The organism is Streptomyces sp. NPDC006450 (assembly GCF_040612195.1).
In the GTDB taxonomy this organism is placed as follows: domain Bacteria; phylum Actinomycetota; class Actinomycetes; order Streptomycetales; family Streptomycetaceae; genus Streptomyces.
Genome location: NZ_JBEXPT010000056.1, coordinates 1 through 22,489, shown reverse-complemented (window position 1 = coordinate 22,489; position 22,489 = coordinate 1). Strand labels below are relative to the sequence as shown.

General features: G+C 72.2%; 21 protein-coding genes and 1 pseudogene. 17 read left to right on the top strand and 5 right to left on the bottom strand.

The annotated features are described in order from the left end of the window. Positions 1 to 69 precede the first annotated feature (69 nt). The gene (locus ABZY57_RS18540) at positions 70 to 954 is read left to right on the top strand and encodes a TIGR03620 family F420-dependent LLM class oxidoreductase (RefSeq protein ID WP_356513162.1); all 885 of its coding nucleotides are present in this window, start codon (positions 70 to 72) and stop codon (positions 952 to 954) included. A gap of 39 nt (positions 955 to 993) precedes the next feature. On the opposite strand, the gene ABZY57_RS18535 is transcribed toward ABZY57_RS18540, so the two are convergent. Further along, complete coding sequence (locus tag ABZY57_RS18535; protein WP_356513160.1) at positions 994 to 1,173, bottom strand: hypothetical protein; 180 nt, start codon at positions 1,171 to 1,173, stop codon at positions 994 to 996. Between ABZY57_RS18535 and ABZY57_RS18530 the strand changes: the two genes are divergently transcribed. Then, positions 1,162 to 1,494 (top strand): DUF6059 family protein, encoded by a 333-nt coding sequence (locus ABZY57_RS18530; protein WP_356513158.1) that lies wholly within the window; start codon positions 1,162 to 1,164, stop codon positions 1,492 to 1,494. The genes ABZY57_RS18535 and ABZY57_RS18530 overlap by 12 nt on opposite strands. Before the next feature lie 31 nt (positions 1,495 to 1,525). On the opposite strand, the gene ABZY57_RS18525 is transcribed toward ABZY57_RS18530, so the two are convergent. Both ABZY57_RS18525 and ABZY57_RS18520 read right to left on the bottom strand, forming a co-directional pair. Beyond that, the gene (locus ABZY57_RS18525) at positions 1,526 to 2,176 is read right to left on the bottom strand and encodes a DUF1326 domain-containing protein (RefSeq protein WP_356513156.1); all 651 of its coding nucleotides are present in this window, start codon (positions 2,174 to 2,176) and stop codon (positions 1,526 to 1,528) included. Positions 2,177 to 2,348: 172 nt separating this feature from the next. Then, positions 2,349 to 3,218 carry a DUF2182 domain-containing protein gene (locus tag ABZY57_RS18520; protein WP_356513154.1) on the bottom strand — a complete coding sequence of 290 codons (870 nt, stop codon included), beginning with the start codon at positions 3,216 to 3,218 and terminating at the stop codon, positions 2,349 to 2,351. An 856-nt stretch (positions 3,219 to 4,074) separates the two neighbouring features. Between ABZY57_RS18520 and ABZY57_RS18515 the strand changes: the two genes are divergently transcribed. From ABZY57_RS18515 to ABZY57_RS18470, 10 genes are all read left to right on the top strand, one after another. Next, positions 4,075 to 4,533 (top strand): hypothetical protein, encoded by a 459-nt coding sequence (locus ABZY57_RS18515; RefSeq protein WP_356513152.1) that lies wholly within the window; start codon positions 4,075 to 4,077, stop codon positions 4,531 to 4,533. 138 nt (positions 4,534 to 4,671) lie between these two features. Beyond that, complete coding sequence (locus ABZY57_RS18510; RefSeq protein ID WP_356513150.1) at positions 4,672 to 5,781, top strand: PLP-dependent cysteine synthase family protein; 1,110 nt, start codon at positions 4,672 to 4,674, stop codon at positions 5,779 to 5,781. Further along, positions 5,778 to 7,079 (top strand): MFS transporter, encoded by a 1,302-nt coding sequence (locus ABZY57_RS18505; RefSeq protein WP_356513148.1) that lies wholly within the window; start codon positions 5,778 to 5,780, stop codon positions 7,077 to 7,079. Before ABZY57_RS18510 ends, ABZY57_RS18505 begins: the two co-directional genes overlap by 4 nt. Positions 7,080 to 7,494: 415 nt before the next feature. After that, entirely contained in the window at positions 7,495 to 8,700 is a 1,206-nt protein-coding gene (locus ABZY57_RS18500) for an ATP-binding protein (protein WP_356513146.1), read from the top strand. Continuing rightward, positions 8,697 to 9,536: a roadblock/LC7 domain-containing protein gene (locus ABZY57_RS18495; protein ID WP_356513144.1), complete on the top strand. Its 840-nt coding sequence runs from the start codon at positions 8,697 to 8,699 to the stop codon at positions 9,534 to 9,536. The genes ABZY57_RS18500 and ABZY57_RS18495 overlap by 4 nt, the downstream gene beginning before the upstream one ends. Then, the gene (locus ABZY57_RS18490; protein WP_356513142.1) at positions 9,529 to 9,921 is read left to right on the top strand and encodes a DUF742 domain-containing protein; all 393 of its coding nucleotides are present in this window, start codon (positions 9,529 to 9,531) and stop codon (positions 9,919 to 9,921) included. The genes ABZY57_RS18495 and ABZY57_RS18490 overlap by 8 nt, the downstream gene beginning before the upstream one ends. Positions 9,922 to 9,926: 5 nt before the next feature. Continuing rightward, the gene (locus ABZY57_RS18485) at positions 9,927 to 10,487 is read left to right on the top strand and encodes an ATP/GTP-binding protein (protein ID WP_356513140.1); all 561 of its coding nucleotides are present in this window, start codon (positions 9,927 to 9,929) and stop codon (positions 10,485 to 10,487) included. Positions 10,488 to 10,497: 10 nt separating this feature from the next. Next, positions 10,498 to 11,931: a cytochrome P450 gene (locus ABZY57_RS18480; protein WP_356513138.1), complete on the top strand. Its 1,434-nt coding sequence runs from the start codon at positions 10,498 to 10,500 to the stop codon at positions 11,929 to 11,931. A gap of 111 nt (positions 11,932 to 12,042) precedes the next feature. Beyond that, positions 12,043 to 13,293 carry a cytochrome P450 gene (locus tag ABZY57_RS18475; protein WP_356513136.1) on the top strand — a complete coding sequence of 417 codons (1,251 nt, stop codon included), beginning with the start codon at positions 12,043 to 12,045 and terminating at the stop codon, positions 13,291 to 13,293. Continuing rightward, positions 13,290 to 14,105: an enoyl-CoA hydratase/isomerase family protein gene (locus ABZY57_RS18470; RefSeq protein ID WP_356513134.1), complete on the top strand. Its 816-nt coding sequence runs from the start codon at positions 13,290 to 13,292 to the stop codon at positions 14,103 to 14,105. Before ABZY57_RS18475 ends, ABZY57_RS18470 begins: the two co-directional genes overlap by 4 nt. Positions 14,106 to 14,219: 114 nt before the next feature. On the opposite strand, the gene ABZY57_RS18465 is transcribed toward ABZY57_RS18470, so the two are convergent. Beyond that, entirely contained in the window at positions 14,220 to 14,369 is a 150-nt protein-coding gene (locus ABZY57_RS18465) for a hypothetical protein (RefSeq protein ID WP_356513132.1), read from the bottom strand. A gap of 552 nt (positions 14,370 to 14,921) precedes the next feature. Here ABZY57_RS18465 and ABZY57_RS18460 point away from each other — a divergent pair. Next, positions 14,922 to 16,211: an NAD(P)/FAD-dependent oxidoreductase gene (locus tag ABZY57_RS18460; RefSeq protein ID WP_356513130.1), complete on the top strand. Its 1,290-nt coding sequence runs from the start codon at positions 14,922 to 14,924 to the stop codon at positions 16,209 to 16,211. 154 nt (positions 16,212 to 16,365) lie between these two features. Next, positions 16,366 to 18,948, top strand: a complete 2,583-nt coding sequence (locus tag ABZY57_RS18455) for a protein kinase (RefSeq protein ID WP_356513128.1) — start codon at positions 16,366 to 16,368, stop codon at positions 18,946 to 18,948. A gap of 78 nt (positions 18,949 to 19,026) precedes the next feature. Here ABZY57_RS18455 and ABZY57_RS18450 read toward each other — a convergent pair whose 3' ends face one another. Beyond that, the gene (locus ABZY57_RS18450; RefSeq protein ID WP_356513126.1) at positions 19,027 to 20,073 is read right to left on the bottom strand and encodes a M4 family metallopeptidase; all 1,047 of its coding nucleotides are present in this window, start codon (positions 20,071 to 20,073) and stop codon (positions 19,027 to 19,029) included. Between the two features lie 294 nt (positions 20,074 to 20,367). On the opposite strand from ABZY57_RS18450, the gene ABZY57_RS18445 reads away from it, so the two are divergent. The 3 genes and pseudogenes from ABZY57_RS18445 to ABZY57_RS18435 all read left to right on the top strand — a co-directional run. Beyond that, a complete protein-coding gene (locus ABZY57_RS18445) occupies positions 20,368 to 21,015 on the top strand; it encodes an RNA polymerase sigma factor (protein WP_356513200.1) in 648 nt (215 codons plus the stop codon). Then, the gene (locus ABZY57_RS18440; RefSeq protein ID WP_356513124.1) at positions 21,012 to 21,914 is read left to right on the top strand and encodes a hypothetical protein; all 903 of its coding nucleotides are present in this window, start codon (positions 21,012 to 21,014) and stop codon (positions 21,912 to 21,914) included. The genes ABZY57_RS18445 and ABZY57_RS18440 overlap by 4 nt, the downstream gene beginning before the upstream one ends. A gap of 137 nt (positions 21,915 to 22,051) precedes the next feature. Next, positions 22,052 to 22,489 (top strand): annotated as a pseudogene (locus tag ABZY57_RS18435) (hypothetical protein); the annotation flags it as partial.

Below are 22,489 nucleotides of genomic sequence, written 5' to 3'. Positions count from 1 at the left end.
TAGGGAACGGCCCCGTACCGTATCGTGAATTGCAGCCCAACTACCTGCGAGAGCAAGGGTTTTGTCCTGATGAATGACGTCAGGCCGGATGTCGGCCGACTCGGATTGTGGACCGACCAGTTCGACAACGTGCCACTCCCGCAAGCGGTGGAGGCGACCAGGGAGATCGAGGAGCTCGGCTACGGCGCGCTCTGGCTCGGCGAGCTCTCCGGCCGGGAGGCCATGACCCAGGCCACGCTGCTGCTGTCGGCGACGTCCCGGCTGAAGGTGGCCACCGGCGTCGCCACCGTCTACGGGCGCGACCCGGTGACCATGGCACAGGCGCAGCGGACGCTGCACGAGTGTTTCGGCGACCGCTTCGTGCTCGGCCTCGGGATCAGCCACCCCTGGTTCGTGGAGAGGATCCGCGGGCTGTCCTTCGGCCCGCGCGTGTCCACCATGCGCGACTATCTCGACCGGATGGACGCCGCCCCGTTCGGCCCTCCCGGGGCGGCGAAGCAACTCCCCCGGGTCATCGGTGCCGTGGGCAGCAAGATGCTCGGGCTGGCGGCCGAACGGGCCTCCGGCGCCGTGCCTTTCGGCATGCCGGTCGAGCACACCGCGCGCACCCGGGCCCTGATGGGCCCTGATGCGTTCCTCGGGGTGTTCCAGGCCGTACTGCTCGGTCCCGAGGACCGGGCGACCCGGGACCAGGCCTGGTCCCACGTGGCGGAGTCGCTGCCCAACCGGGCGGACATGCTGCGCACGCTCGGCTACTCGGTCGACCTCGCGGGCCCGGACGCCGAGCGGCTGGTGCGCTCCCTGGTCGTCTGGGGCGGCCGGGACGCGATCGCCGCCCGAGTCAGGGAGCACCTGGACGCGGGTGCCGACCACGTCTCGCTGTCCGTGATCGGCACCCGCCCGGATGAGCTGCCGCACCGCCAGTGGCGCGAACTGGCCGGCCTGCTCGACTGACGGGCGGCCCGGCCCGCCGGCCCGCCGGCCGGCCCGCCGTCAGAGGGCGGGATCGGCGGAGAGCTCGTCGAGCGGGTGCCACGCCGGCGAGCGGGGCGTCGGCCGGTCCATGACGACCACCGGCACCAGCTCCAGCTCCAGCTCCACGCCCACGCCCTCGGCCTCGGCCTCGACGTCAGCGAGACCTTCCCTCCGGCGCGCCGCCCAATGATCGCCCAAGAGCCTGTCGCCATCCTGGTGCCGACCGGCAGCAGCGATCCGAATCGGAGGCACGTGATGGGCAGAAGCCTCTGGGCAGTCATCCTCCGGGGGATCCGCAAAGTCGTGCCGGACTGGGAGACACTCGGCCTGTGCTGGGGATCGATCTCCGTAGGAGCAGTGTCCCTCCCTCCGATCCCTCCCACCGAGGCCGCCGACCCCCCGGCAACGCCGGCAACCGACGCCTCCCTCTCGGGTCCCCCCTCGGGCCATCCGGAGCGCGTGGACCCGTCCGCCCCCCTCAGCGAGGTCGAGCGCGCGCTGTGGTCCCAGCTGACCTGACTCGTGGGCTGGCGACCTGACTCCCGGGCTGCTACGGCCCGGTCCAGTCGAAGGTGATGTGCTTGCTGGACTGGCCCTCCCGGCTCCAGTGGAAGCCGAAGGCATCGGCGCGGTCCGCGGTGGAGCGGCCCCAGGTGGCGACCTGCCCCGGCCCGGTCTCCGAGCCCGGCAGATTGGTCGACTGGACCCGCGCGCCCTCCGGCGTGGTCGGCCCGGTGAGAGCCACCGCACTCGCCTCCACCCGGCCGGGGATCGTGGCGCGCCAGCCGCCGAGGTCCTCGTCGACCTCGATCTCGATCGGGGCGAAGTCCATGCCCCGCATCTCGGGGCCGAACATGGTGACCATCTCGGCGGGCCAGCTGCCCGCCTGACCACCGAAGATCATCTGCAGGGCTTCGCGCTGCGCGTCGTCGGCACGCTCGTCGAGGAACACCGCCCCGTAGGAGTCGGTGTGCTCGGCCCACACGTTGCCGACGAACGAGCCGAGCATGAGCACGTTGAGGCCGTCCAGCGGTACGTCGCCGTAGTTGCCCTCGCGTACGTGCCAGGCCAGGACTCCGTCGCATTCGCCGTACGTGGGCAGCTGGGCAAAGGAGCAGGGGCAGGGAACATTGCACCTGCACGTGTCGAACCAGTCCCCGGCCGCGTGCCATCTCGGGACGGTCACTGTCGTCTCGGACATCTCATCGCCTCCACATGGCCCTGCGCCGGGCTGGGAGCACAGCGGGGGCGAGCGGGGGCAGGGGGCACAACGGCGACTCCCCCGCCGGCCGTCACCACGGGCGCTCGGCGGCACGGGCCATCACGTCAATTCTCCTCCCGGCTCCTGCGCCGGTCAAAGCCGGGACCGCCGCTCAGAACAGACTCGTCAGGGCCGTCAGCGCCGTCGAGGCCGTCAGGCCCGCCATCTCGTGCATGTCCTCCATCGGGGGAGCGCCGCCCAGGCCCGGCAGCAGCCAGTCCTGGAAGGGGGCCAGAGCCGCCAGGACGAGGAAGGCGATCCCGACGGCCCAGGTCAGCCAGGGGCCCCGCCGCCAGAGCTTCTCCAGGAAGATCACCAGGGCCACGGCCGCCATCGCGGCCACGTTCATGACGCCGAGCGGGATCAGGACGATCATCAGCCCCCAGCAGCAGCCGACGCAGTACAGCCCGTGATGCGCACCGACCCGCAGATCCCTCGCCCACGGCCGGAACCGCGAGTACCGCAGGAGCTGGAACATCGGATTGCGGCAATGCCGCAGGCAGACCCGCTTCAGCGGCCCGAACTGGTGCAGCCCTGCGAGGAGGAAGGCCCCGGCTCCGATCCAGCGGCCGGCGTCCGGGTTGCCCTCCACCAGGCGTCCGGTCACCGCCAGGGCGCCGTACGCGAGCAGCCCGAAGCCGGTCCAGGCCAGCAGATAGCCGCTGACGAACTCGGCGATGTGCAGCGCACGGGCCGGGCCCGCCGAGCGGCGGCCGATCCCCCGTACCCAGGTGATGGCGACCGGCGCCACCGACGGCAGCATCATCGCCGCCATCATGACCACCCACAGCAGCAGGAAGAGCGGCAGCGCCAGCCCCATGGTGCCGGGCTCCATGCCCATGTGGCGGGCCTGCCCGATCGTGAGCACCCACGCGAGGACGGCGATGAGCACCATCAGCGTCCAGCCGACCGCCAGATCGCGGCGCGGAAGAAGGATGCCCGGCCGGGTCGGCGCCGGCGGGGCCAGACGGACGTGCGGCATGGCCTACGCACCTCCGGGGATGGCGGATGCCGTGTCCCGAGCACCTCTCCAGCTCAGCACAGAACCCGCGCGTCAGCGATGCAGCGGCTGAACGGCGCGGCTGCGGCAGGCCCCTCGCCCCGCGCCGTACTCCGGGCCTCCCCCGCTGATGACTTCCTACAACCCTTGCCCCGGCGGGCAGTTGGATCGGACACTCTTGCGCGAGCGGCCCGCGGGACCCGGCGGACGGCGACTACGATCACGGGGTGATGACAGCTCGGTCGCGTTCCGCAGGCCGGCCGACGCTCTCGCTGGCGTATCGGCTGGTCATCGCCGCGCTGACCTTGCTCCTCCTCCCCCTGTCGGGCACGTGCTGCTCACGTGCGGAACACCACGGTGGAGGCGTCGCGCCGGTCGCCTCCGGCTCCCTCGCGCATGCGGCGGGCCCGGCAGCAGCGCCTGCTGCGGGCTGCTCCGAGGACGCAGGCCACGCCGCCGATGAGGGTGTGCGCCGCTCGACGAGCGCACCGTCGCGGGTCGCGGACACGCCCGCCCTGGCCCACGCGCCGGACGAGGGGCAGAATTCCCGACCCCTACGGGTTACGCGACCGGCCGAGCGGTCGAAGCGATTCCCTGCCGGGCCCGCAGAGCATCTCAGATCACGGACCGTCCTCCAGGTGTAGGCGCCGGACCCTTCGAGCTTTCCGAGCTTTCCGACGACACCCCACGGGGTGCGGGATACACGGATGTGCCCACGAGACGGCGATATGTTCAACCATCTCGGCCTCCGGCGTTCACATCCACCTGGCCCCGCGTGCACCCGCCCATGCCGTTTCTCCGTCCGTCGGCCGAGAGGAACGACTGCCACGGAGGACCTGTGCTCCGCTTCCGCCTTCCACCCTGGGCCCGCCGCGTTCCGTCCTGGGCCGGCGTCCTGCTCGCCTGCGCGCTGAGTGTGCTGCTCCTGGCTGCCGTCCACTGCTCCTCCGCCCTCTCCAACGACGGTCACGGCCACCTCTCCCTCTCCCTCTCCCCTTCCCCTTCCGAGTCGGCCGAGTCGGCCGAGTCGGCCGGATACGAAGAGCCCCCGCACGATGCCCCGTCCCCCGGCCGTTCTCAGCACGAGCACGGTTCCGCCTGCTCCGCGCCCTGCCTGACCACCTGGGTCTCCGGCGCGGTGCAGCGCCCCGCCGAGACGGACGCAACCCCCGTCCCGCGCGAGCCCGGGGCGGTGCACCCCACACCGGCCACCGCGGTGGTGTCCGACTCCGCCAGATCGCCCATAGCCCGCACCGGTCGCTCCGCGCTGGCCTGCACGTGCCGGTGGCGGATCTAGACCACTCGTCCCGTCCCGCAGCCGTACGCCGCGGCTGCCGCACGTCGTCCTTGGGTGCGGGAACCCCGGTTCCTGATGCCCTCCGATGGCGTGCCGTCCGAACGAGTCGTCGAAGCCACCACGAACGAAGGCACAGCCATGCATTTCGCGACCACCGACACGTCAGCCACAGGCCCGGGCCGCACGGCCCTGTCGGAGCTGGTGGGCAACACCCCGCTGTTGCGCATCTCCGAACCCCTCACCCCGACGGGACGCGGCTTCTGGGCGAAGCTGGAGGGCTTCAACCCGGGCGGCATCAAGGACCGTCCCGGCCTGCACATGGTCGAACGGGCCCGAGCCCGCGGCGACCTCAAGCCCGGTTCGAGGATCATCGAGTCCACCAGTGGAACCCTGGGCCTGGGCCTCGCACTGGCGGGCATGGTCTACGGGCACCCGATCACCCTGGTCACCGATCCGGGCCTGGAGCCGTCCATGACCCGACTGCTGGTCGCGTACGGCGCCCAGGTCGACATGGTCTGCGAGCCGCACCCCGACGGCGGTTGGCAGCAGGCCCGCCGCGACCGCGTGCGGCAGCTCCTGGAGCAGTACCCGGACTCCTGGTGCCCGGACCAGTACAACAACCCCGACAACACCGGCGCCTACGCCCCGCTCGCCCTCGAACTGGCCACCGAGCTGCGGCACATCGACGTACTCGTGTGCAGCGTCGGTACCGGGGGCCACTCCGCCGGGGTCTCACGGGTGCTGCGTCAGCTCTACCCGGATCTGACGCTGGTGGGAGTGGACACCATCGGCTCCACGATCTTCGGACAGCCCGCCCGGCCGAGGCTGATGCGCGGACTGGGGTCGAGCATCTACCCCCGCAACGTCGCCTACGAGCACTTCAGCGAGGTGCACTGGGTCTCCCCCGCCGAAGCCGTGTGGACCTGCCGCCAACTGGCCGGTTCCCACTACGCCACCGGCGGATGGAGCGTCGGAGCGGTCGCGCTGGTCGCCGGCTGGCTCGCCCGGTCGCTTCCCGAGGACGCACGGATCGCGGCCGTCTTTCCGGACGGCCCGCAGCGCTACCTCGGCACCGTCTACGACGACGGCTACTGCGCGGCCCACGGTCTGCTCGGCTCCCCGCCCGCCCCGGAGCCGGACCTGATCGGCCGCCTGGACGAGAAGGAGGTCACCCGCTGGACCCGCTGCACCACCGTCGTCGACCCGCTCACCCTCGGCGGAGCCGGAGCACGGGAGCAGTCCCGGTGAAGGACACGATCGAGCAGGTCCGCTCGTACGGGAGCAGCGTCCAGCTCCTGATGGTCAACCAGTTCACCATCAACCTGGGCTTCTACATGCTGATGCCCTACCTGGCCGCCCACCTGGCCGGTCCGCTGGGCCTCGCGGGCTGGCTCGTCGGGCTGATCCTCGGTGTGCGCAACTTCAGTCAGCAGGGCATGTTCCTCATCGGCGGGACCCTGGGCGACCGGCTCGGCTACAAGCCGATGATCATCGCGGGCCTCGTGCTGCGCGTCATCGGATTCGCGGCGCTCGGACTGGCCGAATCGGTGCCCGCGCTGCTGGCCGCTTCGGCGGCCACGGGCCTGGCGGGAGCGCTGTTCAACCCGGCCACCCGGGCCTACCTGGCGGCAGAGGCGGGTGAGCGCCGTGTCGAAGCGTTCGCCCTGTTCAACGTCTTCTACCAGGCGGGCATCCTGCTCGGCCCGCTGGTCGGCATGGTGCTGACGGGTGTGGACTTCAGCGTCACCTGCCTTGCGGCGGCAGGCATCTTCGCGATCCTGAGCATCGTCCAGATCCGGGCCCTGCCCGCCCGTCGCGCCGACCGCGCCGGCACGGCGGAGGAGGAGCGCGAGGGCGTCCTGCGGCAGTGGCGGCGGATGTTCTCGAACCGACCGTTCCTGCTGTTCTCCCTGGCCATGATCGGCTCGTACGTCCTGACCTTCCAGGTCTACCTGTCGCTCCCCCTGGAGGTCAGGCGCCTGGGCGGTGACGGAACGTCCGGCACGGTCGCGGTGGCGGCCTTGTTCGCGGTGTCCGGGCTCTGCACGATCGTCTTCCAGACCAGGGTCACCGCCTGGTGCAAGGCCCGTATGGAGGCGGGCCGCGCCCTCACCTGGGGTCTGCTGACGATGGGGGCGGCCTTCGTGCCGCTCCTCGCGGCCTCGGCGGTGCCGGTGCCCGACGGCGGGGTGGGGCTGTGGCTCCTGGCCGCACTGCCCTCCGCCACGGCAGCGCTGCTGCTGGCGGTGGGGACGATGATCGCCTACCCCTTCGAGATGGACACCATCGTCCGCCTGGCGGGCAGTCACCTCGTGGCCACGTACTACGGCCTGTACAACACCATCTGCGGAATCGGCATCACGCTCGGCAACCTCGTGACGGGCATGGCGCTGGACGCGGCCCGGGAAGCGCGCGTGCCCGCGCTGCCCTGGGTGGCGCTCCTCCTGCTCGGCCTGGCCTGTGCGGCCGCGCTCCACGCGCTGCACCGCACCGGCAGGCTCTCCGCCGGGCGGACGGAGGGGGAGCGTCGCACGGTGGCCGCCTGACCCCCGGCCGCCCGTGCCGGCGGAACACCGCCGGCCCGGGCGGCCCCGGGCCCGGTTGACGGGGCCTCAGGCAGATGTGAGAGATCGCCACTCCTCTCGTGAAGAACTGTTTAACGACTCGATAGCGGGAGGGGTGGCCGATAGCAGATGTGACGGGCCGAAACAGCATGTCAACCGGCGCCTGTGACACCCGGGTTGGGCGGATTTCGCGCCATAGCGGGCGTCAGGGGGGTTGAAGATCCGGTGATAGCATCCCGGCATCTGCGATCTTGTTCCATTTCGACGCAGATGCTGATTTGGATCGGCGGCATGCTCTCCGCGTAACAGCAGGTGAACCGTGCCGATCAGCTGTGTTGCGGGGCCTCGCGAGGTGTATCTGCAGCCGTCCGCATGGCACGCGCCGGGAAAGGTTTCCATGAATCGAGACGCACTTGTGTGGTGCCTGGTTGCGGTGGCGGCGATAGCCGTTGTCGCGGTCGTGGCACTCGTCGCCCGCAACAGAGCGCTGGGGGCGAAGAAGGAGCACACCGAGGCCGAGCTGAGGCACCAGCTCCTCACGGCGGACAGCTACCTGCACGCGTCGCACGCCGAGCTGCAGAGATTCCGCAGCGAGCAGGACGCCACGCTCCGCGCAGCCAAGGAAGCGGCGGAGGAGAACACCAAGGCGGTCCTCAAGGGTGCCGCCAGCCTCCTGCAGAGCCTCGCGGCCGAGCAGACGACGCTGCTGGACGGCATCCAGCGCAAGTACGGCGGACACACGGTCCTCAGCGACCTGTTGGACGTGAACCACGCCAACGCCCAGATGGCGCGCAAGGCTCAGGGCATCGCCGTCATGTGCGGTGCGCCGCTCGGCCGGCGCAACAGGCCCGCCAGCGTCTACGACGTGGTGCGCAGTGCCCAGGGCCAGATCCGCAACTTCCACCGGGTCGCCATCATGCAGCAGACCAGTCTCGCCCTGAAGGCGTCCGCGGTCGCGCCCGTCGCCCTCGCCGTGGCGGAGCTGCTGGACAACGCCGCGAGCTTCTCGCAGCACGACGCACCGATCGAGGTGACGTTCCAGCGCGTCCAGAACAACCTGTGCATCGTCATCGACGACGCCGGTGTCAGCATGAACGACGAAGAGCGGCAGCGGGCGACCGCGCTGCTCTCCGGGGAAGTCGCCCCCCGCCTGTCGCAGCTCGGGACCCAGCCGAAGTTCGGCTTCCCGGTCATCGGCCTGATCGCGCGCCAGCACGGTTTCAAGGTCGACGTCACCGGAGTCTCCCGATACGGCGGCGTCAGGGCCGTCGTCCTCTTGCCCGAGGAGCTGTGGACCATGGAGGAGATGCCGCCCGTCCAGGAGGCTCCGGTCAGCGAGATCCGGCGCGTCACCGAGAGCCGGCCGCCGCAGGCCACGACGCCCCCGAGCCCGACGTCGCGCACGATGCACGGTCTGCCCAAGCGCGGCGCACGCCAGGCGCCCATCGCGAGCGTCCCGGATCCGGACGCCACCGCACCGGCGCCGCGGACCTCGGGGGAAACGGGCCGCGCCTCCGGGCGCAGTCTGGGCGCCTTCCAGCGCGGCACGCTCTCCGGCCGCAACCTTGACGCCACCTCGTTCGAAGGGCCCGAAGAGGCATGACCTCAGACCTCTCGTGGATGCTCGAGGACATCGTGCACAACGTGCCCCGTGCGCGGCACGCCGTCCTGCTCTCCGCCGACGGCCTTCCCCGAGGCGCGACCGAAGGGCTGGCCGAGAAGGACGTACGCACCATCTCCGCGGCCATGGCCGGGATGCAGTCGCTCAGCCGGGCCACGGCCCACTTCGCCGGACCGGAGGAGGACCGGCAGTGGAACCAGACCATCATCGAGTTCTCCCACGGCTGGAGCTTCCTGATCGGGGCGGGTCAGGGCTCCTACCTCGCCGCCGCGGCAGCGCCCGATGTGGACATGCAGCAGATCTCCTTCCGCATGCACCGCCTCGTCGCACGCCTGGGCAACAACCTCACCTCGCCGCCGCGGGTGAGCACCGAGGACGCCGGAGGTCCGCGCGGGAGCGCCCCCCGGCAGCAGAGCGCCGGTGACGCGGGATTCGCCCTCGGCGAGCTCGACCGGGTGATGGCCGAGGTCAAGGGCGCCCGGCACGCCGTGCTGCTGGGATCGGACGGTCTTCCCCGCGGGGCGACCGAGGGGATGAGCCGCGACCTCGCGGACACGATCTCCGCGGCCATGACGGGCATCCACGCCTACAGCCGGGTCACCTCCCAGTTCGCGGGAGCCGTCGAGGACGCGGAATGGCGTCAGACGGTCATCGAGTTCCAGCACGGCTGGATCTTCCTGATGGCGGCCGGCCCCGATGCCTTCCTGGCCGCTGCCGCCGAACACGACTGCGACATAGAACAGTTCACGACGCGTCTGCACGAGGTGGTTCCCAGACTGACCGCGACGGCACCGGCGAAGGGGACAGGTCATGCCTGATGGGTTCGAACAGGACGAAGAGCTGGAACTGACCTCTCCGTTAGTCCCCCTCTTCGTGATCACGAACGGACGGGCACTGCCCCCGGAGCACGAGTACGAGCACACGACGCTCGTGACGGCGGCGGTGGAGAACGGACAGGCCGCGGCGCGCACGCTGTCGCCGGAAGCGGGGCAGGTCATGGACCTGGTCGCCAAGGGCTTCCTGTCCGTGGCCGAGGTGGCAGGGCACACGCACCTGCCCCTGGGCATCGTCCGCATCCTGCTGGCGCAGTTGGAGGACGACGGTCTCATCCTCGCGAGGACACCGATACCACGCGCCGAACGTGTCGACAGAGAACTGGTCAGCGCCGTGCTCGAGGGCCTGAAGAATCGATTCGGAGCGTAACGCGCGTGTACCTGGATCCAGACGTCTCCCACGCGGTGAAGATCCTCATAGTGGGTCACTTCGGGGTCGGCAAGACCACCTGCATCGGCAGTCTCTCCGAGATCGAGCCCCTGCGGACCGAGGAGGAGATCACCGAGGCCAGCGTGGGCTTCGACGACCTGTCGGGCACGCCCGACAAGACGACCACCACGGTCGCCATGGACTTCGGCCGGCTCACACTGAGCGACACCCTGGTGCTCTACCTCTTCGGAACGCCCGGCCAGGAGCGCTTCAAGGAGATGTGGGAGGAGCTCTCGCGGGGCGCTCTGGGTGCGCTGGTGCTCGTCGACCCGGAGCGGCTGCACGAGTCCTTCCCCGTCCTGGACCTCGTCGAACGTTTCGGCCTGACGTACGCCATCGCCGTGAACCACTTCGAGGGCACCACGCACTACCCGCTCGACGAGGTGCACGAGGCCCTGAACCTCACCGCCGACACTCCTGTCGTGGAGTGCGACGTACGGGACCAGAACTCCTCCGCGCGGGCCCTCATCACCCTCGTGAAACACCTCATGTCCCAACTCGGCTAGGAGCGCAGGAATGCAACAGCCACGTGATCCGCAGGAGATACCCCCCGGCTGCCCCGCGCACGGGAACGTCCAGATGTACGGCCCCTCGTTCGGAGCCGACCCCGACAGCCACTACGCACAGCTGCGCGCCTACGGTCCCAGTGCGCCCGTGGACATCGCCCCCGACGTCCAGGTCGAGCTCGTCACGAGCTACGACGCCGCCCTGTACGTCCTGCAGAACCCGGCGTCCTTCGTGCGCGACTCGCGCCGCTGGAACGCCCTGGCCGAAGGCCGCGTCCCGGCGGACAGCCCGGCACTGCCCATGATGGGATACCGCCCCAACGCGCTCTTCAGCGACGGTGCGGCCCATGCCCGGCTGCGGCGGGCCGTCACCGACAGCCTCGCCACGGTCAACGAGCACCAGCTCATCAGGCAGACACAGCAGTCCGCCAACTACCTGATCAGTCAGTTCAGTACCGACATCCGCGGCCAGGCGGAGCTGATGGCCGAGTACGCCCAGCCGCTGCCCCTGCTCGTCTTCAGCGACCTGTTCGGCTGCCCGCCCGAGATCGGCGACCGCGTGATCGCCGGCATCAGCGGCATCTTCGAGGGAACGCCCGGCGCCGACGAGGTGCTCGGCGGGGCGCTCACCGAGCTGATCGCCCTCAAGCGGCGGCGTCCGACGGACGACCTGACGACGCGCCTGATGGAGCACTCGGCCCAGCTGAGCGACGAGGAGGTGCTGCACCAGCTGGTCACCCTGCTCTCCGGCGGCACCGCACCGCTGGCCGCGGCCATCGGCACCAGCAGCGCCCTGTACCTCGGCGAGGACTGGCAGGGTGGCCTGCCGGTCGAGGACGCGGTCTCGCAGACGCTCTGGAACTACGCGCCGATCGCCAACTACGCGGCTCACTACCCGACGCACGACGTGGAGCTCGGCGGCAGGGTGATCCGGGCCAACGACCCGGTCCTCGTCTCGTTCGCCGCGGCCAACACCGACCCGAAGCTGACGCAGCACCGCGAACAGCTCAGCGCCAAGGCCCATTTGGCCTTCGGGGCGGGCCCGCACGCCTGCCCCGCCAAGGACCCGGCTTTCATGATGGCCGTAACGGCCGTCGAGACGCTGCTCAACCAGCTTCACGACGTCGAGCTGCGCGTCCCGTTCAAGTCGCTGACCTGGGCTCCGAGTCCGTGGAGCCGCTCGCTGGTCACCCTCCCGATCCGCTTCACCCCGCGGACCGTCCACCAGGCAGCCGGACCGGCCGGTGTCATGGGGTCGGCCGGGGCGCCCGGGGCGCCCGGATCTCCCGGATCACCCGGATCGCACGCGGGCCGGATGCCCCACCAGCAGGCGCCCGCCGGCTCCCCCGCGGGGGCAGGCCCCTCGCGTACGAACGCCGGTGCCGCGCCGCAGCCCAAGGGCGGCCTGTTCAGCCGCTTCCTGGCGTGGACCAGGGGCGAGTGACCGAGAGGTCCAGTGTGATTCTAGTAACGTCCTGAGTACTCAGTGGTAGTGGATGCGCTAACGATCATGCGGGTATGCATGGCGGCTGGTTCTCAGAAAGGAGCCGCCATCATGGGCGTTGCCATCACTCCGACGTACGACCGTCGGGCGTCCGCCTCCCTCTTCTCCCGTCTCCGGACGGCCAGAGGGCAGGCCGACCCCTTTCCCATCTACGGCGAACTCCTCGCACGGGGCGAGGTGGTGCCCGCCCCCTGGGGCGGTTTCGCCGTGACGGGCTTCGCCGCCTGCGATCAGATCCTGCGCAACCGCCAGTGGCTGGAGCCCGACCGGGAATGGCGCGAGCGCCAGGGGACCGGGACCCGCTGGAACGCCCCCTCCTCACGGGAGATGGGCCATACGCTCGCCGCACTCAACGCCCCGGACCACACCAGGGTGCGGCGGGCGGCGGGCACGTTCGACCGCGGCACCGTGGAGCGCATCGGCCGCAACGTGAAGGGGACCGCGGATCAACTCCTCGACGCCTTCACGGAGCGAATACGCACCGGCGAGGCGGCGGACTTCTCCGAGCTCGTCTGCGAGGAACTGCCGGTGGCCACCATAGGCGACTGGCTCGGACTCCCGCGGGCCGACTGGCCGAGGCTCCGGGAACTGACGCACGATCAGGTGTTTACCCAGGAGCTGCTGCCGTCGGCCAGCCAACTGGCCCTATCGGACGCCGCCACGGCCGAACTCCGCACCTATTTCATGGACCTCGTGCACGACCGGCGCGCCCATCCCGGCGATGACCCCGTCACCCGGTGGATCCAGACCTGGGACGCGATCGAACCCGACCGGGACTTGGCCGACGAAGGCGTCTACCACCTGGTGCTGTTCGTCCTGCTGGCCGCCCTGGAAACCACCGCGACCCTCCTGTCGACGATGACGCTCCGGCTCGTCGAGAGCCCCGACCGCTGGGCCATGGTCGCCGACAACCCGGACCTCGTGGCCGGGTTCGTGGAGGAGACGCTCCGCTACGACCCGCCCACCCACGTGATCAGCAGGGTCGCCTCCCGGGACACCGTGCTGGGCGGCTTCGAGATCGGCCGCGACGAGATGGTCCACCTCATGATCGGAGCGGCGCACCGGGACCCGGCCCGCCACCGCGACCCGGACCGGTTCGACCCCGAACGCTCCCCCGACCACCTCGCGTTCAGCGGCGGCATCCACTACTGCCTCGGCGCGCCGCTGGCCCGCCTCGAAGCCCAGACCCTGCTCCGCCAACTGGTCCGGCGCCTCCCCCGCCTCACCCTCGTACGCCCCCCGTCGATGGCGCCCCGCGTGGCGTTCCGGCGACTCCTGAACCTGGACGTAGCACTCGCATGACCGACTCGCTCCCCGTCGCCAAGCCTGTCCCCGCCCCCGCCCCCCTCCCCGCGTACGTCCGGACCGCCCCCAAGTCGGTACGTGCCGAACAGGACGGACCCGTCCTGCACGTGCGCCTCAACCCCTGGGGGCAGGACGACACGTTGGACACCGCGGTCCTCGACGACCTCATCACCCTGCTCGACGAACTCCACGAGAGACCCGACGTCCGGATCCTGACGCTGTCGTCACTGGGTACGGACTTCTGCCTCGGCGCCGACCGGAGCGAGTACCAGGCGGCGCTGGCCGCCGATCCGTCCGGCGTGGGCCTGCGGCGCATCGCCGACAAGGCGCACCGCCTGTGTCAGGCCCTGGAGAACACCCACGCGGTCACCATCGCCCGGCTGCACGGGCGGGTCGTCGGCGCGGGCCTCGCCCTCGCCTCGTTCTGCGATCTGCGCGCCGGCGCCGACACCAGTCGCTTCCGCATGCCGGAGATCGGCATAGGGCTGCCGCCCGCCTGGGGCGGCGCGATGGGACGCCTCGTCTCGGAGGTCGGCGCCTCCAGGATCCGCGAGCTCATGCTCACCTGCGACGTCTTCGACGCCGACACGGCCCACCGGATCGGCCTGCTCCACCGGACCGCCCCGCTCGACCAGTTGGACAGGGTGATCGATTCCTGGACCAGGCCCCTGGTCCGGCGCTCCCCCGAGGCGCTCGTCCTGACCAAACGGATGCTGGCCGGCTACGCGCGGGCGGACAGGACGGCCGACGTCTCCCTCCTCGACTCCCACCTCCTGGCAGCCACCCTCCACCAGCACGCCAGGAGCTGATCCCCGGGGGGACCTCGGGCACCGGGCCGCGGCCTCCTCCGCCCGTCGCGGAGGACGGCCGGAATGGCCGCTCATCGCGCTCGGGTCGGATGCCGGTGCGTTCCCGGGTAGGGCCTAAGCCAGGTGATCCAGGAGCCAGGAGCCGTGTGCGGGGGAGATCAGCAGGCCGTCCGGGTCCGCGGGGCCGGTGGTGCTGTCGTCGAAGTCCTCGTCGCTCGGCCCACCGGCGACGTCACCGCTGACCAGCTTGAGCTTCTTCGGCATCCGCGGCCAACCACCCACCGCTTCCAGTGCGGTGTCCTCCTCCGGGGAGGGCGCCGCTCCGTTGAAGGAGAAGTACCCCCTGGCCCGGTGGTCCTCCCTCTTCGGGCGCCCCCGCCACCGGCGCCGGTAGCAGCTCCGCGAGTTCGGCCATCTCCTGCTCGCCGCCCGTCCGGCCCGAGGTGACGCGCTCGGCCAGGAGGACCAGTCCCAGGTACCGCAAGCGGGAATCCTCGTGCCGGATGAGGAGTCCGAACACGGCCGGCGGGCAGAGCTGCGCGTCGAGACGGCCGGCCAGTCGGCCGACGTCGGCGCGACGCACCGATTCCAGGAAGGACTTGTCTGCCGGCATCGTCATCGTCGGACTCTAACCGGGACGTTCCCGCCCCCTGGTACCGGCCGGTGAGGCGAGCGGCCGCCGGGGCCCTCACAGTCCGGCCCGGACTTCGCGGTCGGGCGCGATCTTGACAAGTCCTCATGAGCATGACACCAGTGGGGAGCCGCACCACTCCCACTCCCGTCAGCAGCACCCCACCCGAAGGGGGCGATCAGCGCATGCCCGGCCCTGAGAGCGCGGAATACGACTACGACGTCGTCATCAGCGGAGCCGGCCTCGCCGGAAGTGCCGCGGCGATCCTGCTCGCCCGGCGCGGCGTCCGCGTCGCGCTGCTGGAACGCCGCTCGGACCCCGGGGCGTACAAGGTGCTGTGCACCCACTCCCTCACCGCCAACGCCTACCCGGTGCTGGACGAGCTCGGCCTCGTCCCCGCCCTGGAGGAGGCGGGTGCCGTCCGCAACGAGGCCCGCTGGTACACCCGTTGGGGCTGGATCACGCCGAAGCCTGCTCCGGGCGGACCCGAGTTGCCCTACGGGTACAACGTCCGGCGCAGCACCCTCGACCCGTTGATCAGGTCCCGGGCGGCGCAGACACCCGGCGTCGAGCTGCTGCTCGGCCACCGGGTGACCGGGCTGCTCCGGGAAGCCGGACGGACCGTCGGGGTCCGCGCGACGGCTCCGCACGGCGAGCGCGAGATCCGGGCCCGCCTGGTGGTCGGCGCCGACGGCAAGGACTCGGCCGTGGCGGAGTTCGCCGGCATGCGCGCCCGGAGCTACGAGAACACGCGGTTCGGCTACCTCGCGCACTACCGCGGTCTTCCGCTGCCCGGCGGGATCGGCCATACCTGGTTCCTCGAACCCGACATGGCGTACGCGTTCCCGAACGACGACGGGGTGACGGTCATCGCGGTGCTCCCGGACAAGGAGCGGCTCCCGGCCTTCCGGGAGGACCTGGAGGGCAGCTTCTCCGCGTTCGTCCGCGCCCTGCCCGAGGCGCCGCCCATCGACGCAGCCGAGCGCGTTTCGAAGATCATCGGTACGGTCGACTACCCCCTGCTCAGCCGCAAGCCGACCGCGCCGGGCATCGCGCTCGTCGGCGACGCCGCCCTCACCAGCGACCCGTTGTGGGGAGTGGGATGCGGGTGGGCCCTGCAGACCGCGCAATGGCTGGCCGAGGCGGTCGCCCCGGCCGCGACCGGTCGGGGCAGGCTCGACAGGTCGCTCGCCCGGTACGCGCGCAGACACCAGTGGCGACTGCGCGGCCACCAGCACCTGGCGGTCGACTTCGCCAAGGCCCGTCCGTTCAATCCCGCGGAGGAGATGGTGTTCTCGGCGGCGGCCCGCGATGCGTCGATGGCGCGGCACATGCACCTGTTCGCCTCCCGCCTGATCGGCCCGGTGCGCTTCCTGAACCCCCTGATGATGGCCAAGGCCACGGCCGTCAACATCAGACATCGCGGGGCGCCCCCGGCACCGGACCGGGCGCAGGACGGTCGGGGGACCGCCTGATTCGGCCCGTCGGACCGGCCGGCCCGGACGCGGGCCGCCGTACCCGCCGCGCCCTGCGGAGCGGGGACGGCCGGACGGGTGCCTGCTCGGTGTGGATGCGCAGGTCCGGGATAGGGTGCCGCCGACGGACGTACTCGGGTGGGCGGGACGGGACATGACACTGCGGGACGGGGATCCGCGCGCGATCGGCGGGTATGTCCTGATCGCCCGGCTGGGTTCGGGCGGGATGGGGACGGTGTACTCGGGGCGGGCCGCTTCGGGGCGGCTCGTCGCGGTGAAGCTCGTGCACCAGCAGTTCGCGGACGACCCGGAGTTCCGGACCCGGTTCCGGCAGGAGGTGGCGGCCGCCCGGCGGGTGAGCGGGGCCTTCACCGCCGCGGTGGTGGACGCCGACCCGGACGCGGAGCGGCCCTGGATGGCCACCCAACTGGTGCCGGGGTGGACCTTGGGCGCACGGGTGAAGGCGGACGGGCCGCTGCGCGGGAGCGCGCTGCGCCTGCTCGCGCTGGGACTGGTGGAGGCGCTGCGCGAGCTGCACACCACCGGGGTGATCCACCGTGACCTGAAGCCCGACAACGTCATGCTGACGGACGACGGGCCGCGGGTCATCGACTTCGGCATCTCGCGGGCGGCCGGGCAGCAGACGCTGACCTCGACCGGGCAGATCCTGGGGACGCCGCCGTACATGTCGCCGGAGCAGTTGTCGGCTCCCGCCCGGGTGCGGGCCTCCTCGGACGTGTTCTCGCTGGGGTCGGTGCTGGTGTTCGCAGCGACCGGGCGGGGGCCCTTCGACGCGGAGTCGCACTACATGACGGCCTACCGGGTGGTGTCGGAGGCTCCGGACATCGCGGGGCTGGCCGATTCGCTACGGGCCGTGGTCGGGGCGTGCCTGGACAAGGAGGCCGCCGCCCGGCCGGGACCGGACGAGCTGCTGGCCGCGCTGGCACGGATCTCGGCGGCCGACTGGGAGAACCCGGTCGGCGAGGAGGGCGGCCCGGGCGGGGAGGCCCGTAAGCCCGGCGGGGCCGGGACGTGGACCGGCTCGCGGGCCGACGCGGACGCGGATCCGGCGGCAGGTGCCGTCGGGAACCCGGACGCGGATCCGGCGGCAGGTGCCGTCGGGAACCCGGACGCGGACGCACATGCAGACACAGCCGCAGACCCAGACACAGGCGCAGGCGCAGACACAGGCGCAGACACAGACGGCACCGGAGGCCCTGCGGGATCGACCGCCGCGTCCGGTGAGGAAGCCGAGGACACGGACGGGCCGCTCACCCGGCCGTCGGGGCCTCCGACCGGCCCCGCCGGAGACCTGGAGGCCCGGCGTCGCCGGCGGATGTCCGGGCCGCGCCGACGCGCCCTGCTCACCGGGGTGCTCGTGGCTTCGCTGCTGGCCGGCGGCGGGTACTACCTGGGGTTCGCCCCGCGGGACGGCGGCCCGCGGGACGACGCCAAGGCCCCTGCGGCGTCCTCCGGGACGCCCGGCCCCTCCGGCGCCACCACCCGTAAGCCCTCCCAGCCGGCCGTCACCGGGACCCTCGCTCCCTACCTGGCCACCGACGGCGGCACCCCGGGCGGCAGCCGTGCCTACGCGGACTCCCCCGCCCGGCGCCCCGCGGGGTGGCGGGCCTGGGACGGCATCAGGGAGATGGCGGCCTGCGTCTACGCGGCCTCCTCACTGGCGTGTACGTCGCCCTACCCCGGCAGGAACGGTTCCGGCGACGGGCTCAGCCGGTACGACGCGGCGACCGGCGAGATGCTGTGGGGGCAGATGCTGCAGGACTCAGTGGACGGGCAGGCCCCTTTGGTGGCTCCCGGAGCGGTCGCCGGAACCCACACGGTCATCGTGCCCGGCAGCAAGGGGTTCACCGCGCTGGACCTCGTCGAGGGCACGCCCCGGTGGGAGTTCCCCACCAAGGAGAAGCTGAAGCGGGCGGTCCTGGACGCCGACGGCAGCCGGGTGTTCGCGGTCTCCGCGTCCGGCACGGTCACCGCCCTGGAGACCCGGTACGGCAAGCTCCTGTGGCAGCAGGCGGTGTCCGGGTCCGAGGACGACTATCCGGCACTGCGGGTGGACGGGGACCGGGTGTACGTACAAGGGCGGACCCAGAAGGCCGACATGGGCTTCCAGACCTTCGTGACCGCCCTCGACGGGGCCTCGGGGAAGAAGCTGCCGTTCGGGAGCCCCCAGGACGGCACCCGGTTCGCGATGCCCGGGACCTGCGAGACCCGCGGGCTGACCCTGGCCAGGGACGTGTACGAGGCGACCGTCTTCCTGTGCAGCAAGGAGAACGGGGCGGGCGTACTGCGCGGTGAGCCGGCGAAACGGCGGAGCGCGGACCTCCCGTACGCCGGAACCACCCTGTCCGGGCCCGCCGCGGCCGGGGACAAGGTGTACCTGATGGCGACCGCGGCGGGCGGCGAACCGGGGTTCATGGAGCTCAACCAGGAGTCCGGCGGCGCCGTGTGGCGGATTCCGCTGGCGAAGGAGTGCACCGACCCGGAGCGCCCGGAGGCCGCGAACGCGGTGGTGGTGACCGACGGTCTGGCGTACGTACGGTGCCGCACCTCGGGCGTGGTCATCGACCTGGCCGCCCGCAAACAGACGGGCCGGTTCACCGTCCCGGGAGGCGTCCGCCCCGGGACGGACGGCCCGTCCGGCTTCCTGGTGGTGGGCGGAATCGTCTTCACCCCCACCGCCAAGGGGTGGTCCTCCGTCGAACCCTCCCCGGTCTAGGACCTGTTCCCCGGAGCGCGCCCCTTCCCCGGCTCCCCGGCCCGCGCGTCACCGGTTCCCCGGCTCCCCCACGACGGCCTAGCCGATGCCGGGGATCTGGCGGTCCCTGAACGCCGTCCGGACCGCGTCCGCGGCGCTGGTCCCGTACATGCTCCGAGCGGTGGCGATCGTGGCGAGCGCCGCGTCCCGGAAGCTGGTGTCGGGGGCGAAGTCGAACTGTGCGTTGACGATGATGCGGTCGGCCGTCCTCGCGCCCAGGGCCCCGCGGATGTCGAGGAGGGCACGGGACCAGATCTCGCCGTCCGCGTGCACCTCGCCGGTGCGGTCGGCGTAGACCTTGTCTCCGTCGATGCGGCGCAGGCAGTGCGGGGCCGCGCTGTAGTCGACCGAGTCCCAGTCGGCCACGCACGCCGGGTCCGCCCCGCGCGGCCAGCCGCGGACGGCGGCGGCGTGGTCGCCGACCGCGACGGCCAGGTAGTCGCCGAAGGCCTCGCCTATCGCCCCGGCCTCCGGGGAGGTGCCGAAGCCGGGGACCTGCGCGTGGTGCACCGCGTGCCCGTACTCGTGGACGATGACCTCCGCGTCCTCGGCGTCGTCCACGCCGCCCTTGCCGAAGCGGATCTCGGCCTTCTTGTCGGTGAAGAAGGAGTTGTCGGCGCCCCACTGGTTGATGCGGACGGGCTGGGCCCGGTCGTTGGCTCCGCGCAGTTCGCTGCCGAAGCCGAGGCCTTGCAGGTACTCCTGCGCCTCGTTGACCCAGAAGTAGGCCATGACCTGCTCGAACTGGTCGTCCGCGCGGGTGTACCGGCCGGCGTCCAGGGCGGCCGCGGGCGCGCCGGTCTCCGACCGGATGTACGCCCACCGGCCGGAAAGGCCCCCGCCGGCGTCCAGGTTGCGGAGCGCGGCCGAGGCGTAGGCGGAGTCGGGTACGGCGCCGGCCGAGTCCTTGGCGTCGACGAGCGTCTGATCACCGGTGGACTGGACGGGGTTGACCATGAAGACACGGCCCCGGGGCAGGGCGGACGCGGGCGCCGAGGCATCGGCCGAGGCGGGTACGGCCAGGCCGAGCAGGGTCAGGGACGCGATCACGGCAGCGGTACGGCCGCGGGAGGTACGGCGGGACATGGACATCCTCCTGTGAGGGACGTGTGGTGCCGGAAGAACGTGCGTGGTGGGGTGCGGACGCGATCCTTGCTCAACGTCCCCGCGTTTGACCAGCCCCGGAGCGAAGCAACTGATCCACCGGGGCTACGGGAAGCGGCCGAACCGTAGGCCGGCCGTCGGCCGGGGTGAGCCTTCCGGCCCGGGTGGCGCATGATGTCCCGCGTGCACAGTGCGGAGGAGTTCGGCGGAGCCGACAGCGGAGCGGGTATACCGGCGACCCGGGGCGCCCCGGGGGACCAGGGCGCCCGGGGAGACATGACGGGCGCCGTCCGGGCGGCGCAGCAGGGGGACGAGGCGGCCTTCCAGGCGCTGTTCCGCGCGGTGCAGCCCGTACTCCTGCGCTACCTGACCGTCCTGGTCGGTGAGGACGCGGAGGACGTGGCGTCCGAGGCCTGGCTCCAGATATCCCGGGATCTGGGCTCGTTCAGCGGGGACTTCGACGGGTTCCGCGGCTGGGCGTCGACGATCGGCCGGAACCGGGCCATGGATCTGCTGCGGCGGCGTCGCCGCAGGCCGGCCGTGAGCGTACCGGTCGAGTACCTGCACGACCGGGCGGCCAGGGAGGACACCGAGGGGGCCGCGCTGGCCACGATGGGGACCGGTGCGGCGCTCGCCCTGATCTCCCTCCTGCCCCGCGATCAGGCGGAGGCCGTGCTCCTGCGCGTGGTCATGGACCTGGACGCGGACAGCGCCGCCCGGGTGCTGGGGAAGCGGGCCGGGGCGGTACGGATGGCCTCGCACCGTGGGCTGCGCAAGCTCGCCAAACTCCTCGAACAGCAGGGGGCGGGGGCCGCGCCGAGCGGGGGCATACCGGGTGAACCGGTCGATCCGGGGCGGTCCGAGAAAACTTCTGCCCCAGGAGTGACACCGACGACGGCTCCGACGCTGAAGGGCACGAAATGAGCACCCACCGATCCCGCCGGATCGACCACGCCACGGCCGAGCAGTTGCTCGCCGGCGCCCGGTCGCAGGTCTCGGGCACGCCGGGTGTGTCCGATTCATCCGAGTTGGCCGATTCGCCCCGCACCTCGGAGCGTCACGAGGCCCTCGCGGGGCTGCTCGCCGCCGCCGCGGCTCCGGCGGGGAAGCACGAACTGTCCGGCGAGCAGGAAGCCCTCGCCCTGTTCCGGGCCGCCCGCCTCGCCCCCTCGCCCGGCCGGGTCCCGGTACCCGTGCCCGCACCGGGCTCCACGAGGCGGTCGTTGCTCACCCCGGCGACGCTCCTCGGCGCGAAGGTCGCGGCCGCCGTACTGGCAGCCGCCCTCGGCGGTGTGGCCGTCGCGGCCGGCACGGGCAACCTCCCCACCGTCCTCGGCGGCACCCCCGAGCACGACCTCCCGGCCGCCTCCCCCGCGCCCGGCACCCTGGTCGCGCCGGACGCGCCGTCCCCCGAGGCGTCCGGCCGCTCGTCCGCGGCGGTGCCCGCCGACCTGGCCGAGCTGTGCCGGTCCTTCGCCCGAGCCCCGGGCCCGCGCCCCGAGGAGGTCCTGGCCGAGCAGCGGTTCGCCGCGCTGGTCGCCGCCGCGGGAAGCCTGTCCGGTGTTCCGGGCTACTGCGCTCCCGTCCAGGGCGGCACACCGCAGCCGAGCGCCTCCGCGCCGGCCGCTTCGCCGACGCGTAACCCGCGGGCCGGCGCCCCCACACCTTCCGGCAAAGCCGATCCGAGCCGGCGTCCCGTCACCCCGGGGCCCGGCGCCGGAGAGCACGGGCCGCGCACCCGTCCGCCGGGACACCCCAGCACTGCCCCGTCCCCGCCCCGCCGGGACGTCCCGACCGGGCGCCCCTCGGGGGCGAACCCCTGACCCCGGGCGGGATCCGGTCCGGCGCAGCGCGGGTCGTCCCCCGTGTCCGTACCACCGCCCGGGTCCCGTCCACCACCTGTAGAGGCTGTCCACCGATGCACCGACCACCGGGTTCCACGGCGGAACCGTATCCGCACGTGCCCTTCCCCGAACCCCCGGCCGCACACGTGCCCTTCCCCGAGCACCTGGCCACGCACGCGCCGTTCCCCGAGCACCCGGCCACGCACGCGCCCTTCCCCGAGCACCCGGCCGCACAGACGCCCTCCCCCGAGCACCCGGCCGCGCACACGCCCTTCCCCGCCTCCGACCCGAGTCCCGTCTTCGTCGACTCCTCGGGCAGGCGCCAGCGCCGCGTACGACGCCTGGGGTGGCTGCTCGTCGTTCCGGCCGTCGGCTACGTCGTCCTCCTGCTGAGCTCCCTCTTCGGCGGGCCGACGCTCTCCTCCCCGCTCCTGCCGCTCCCCCACCCCTCCCAGGCCCCGGACTCCGCGCAGAGCAAGGCGCCGACCGCATCCCCGAAGCCCGGGTCCGGCGCCGCCCCGAAGCGCACCGGCGGCGCCGCTCACGGCGCCGCC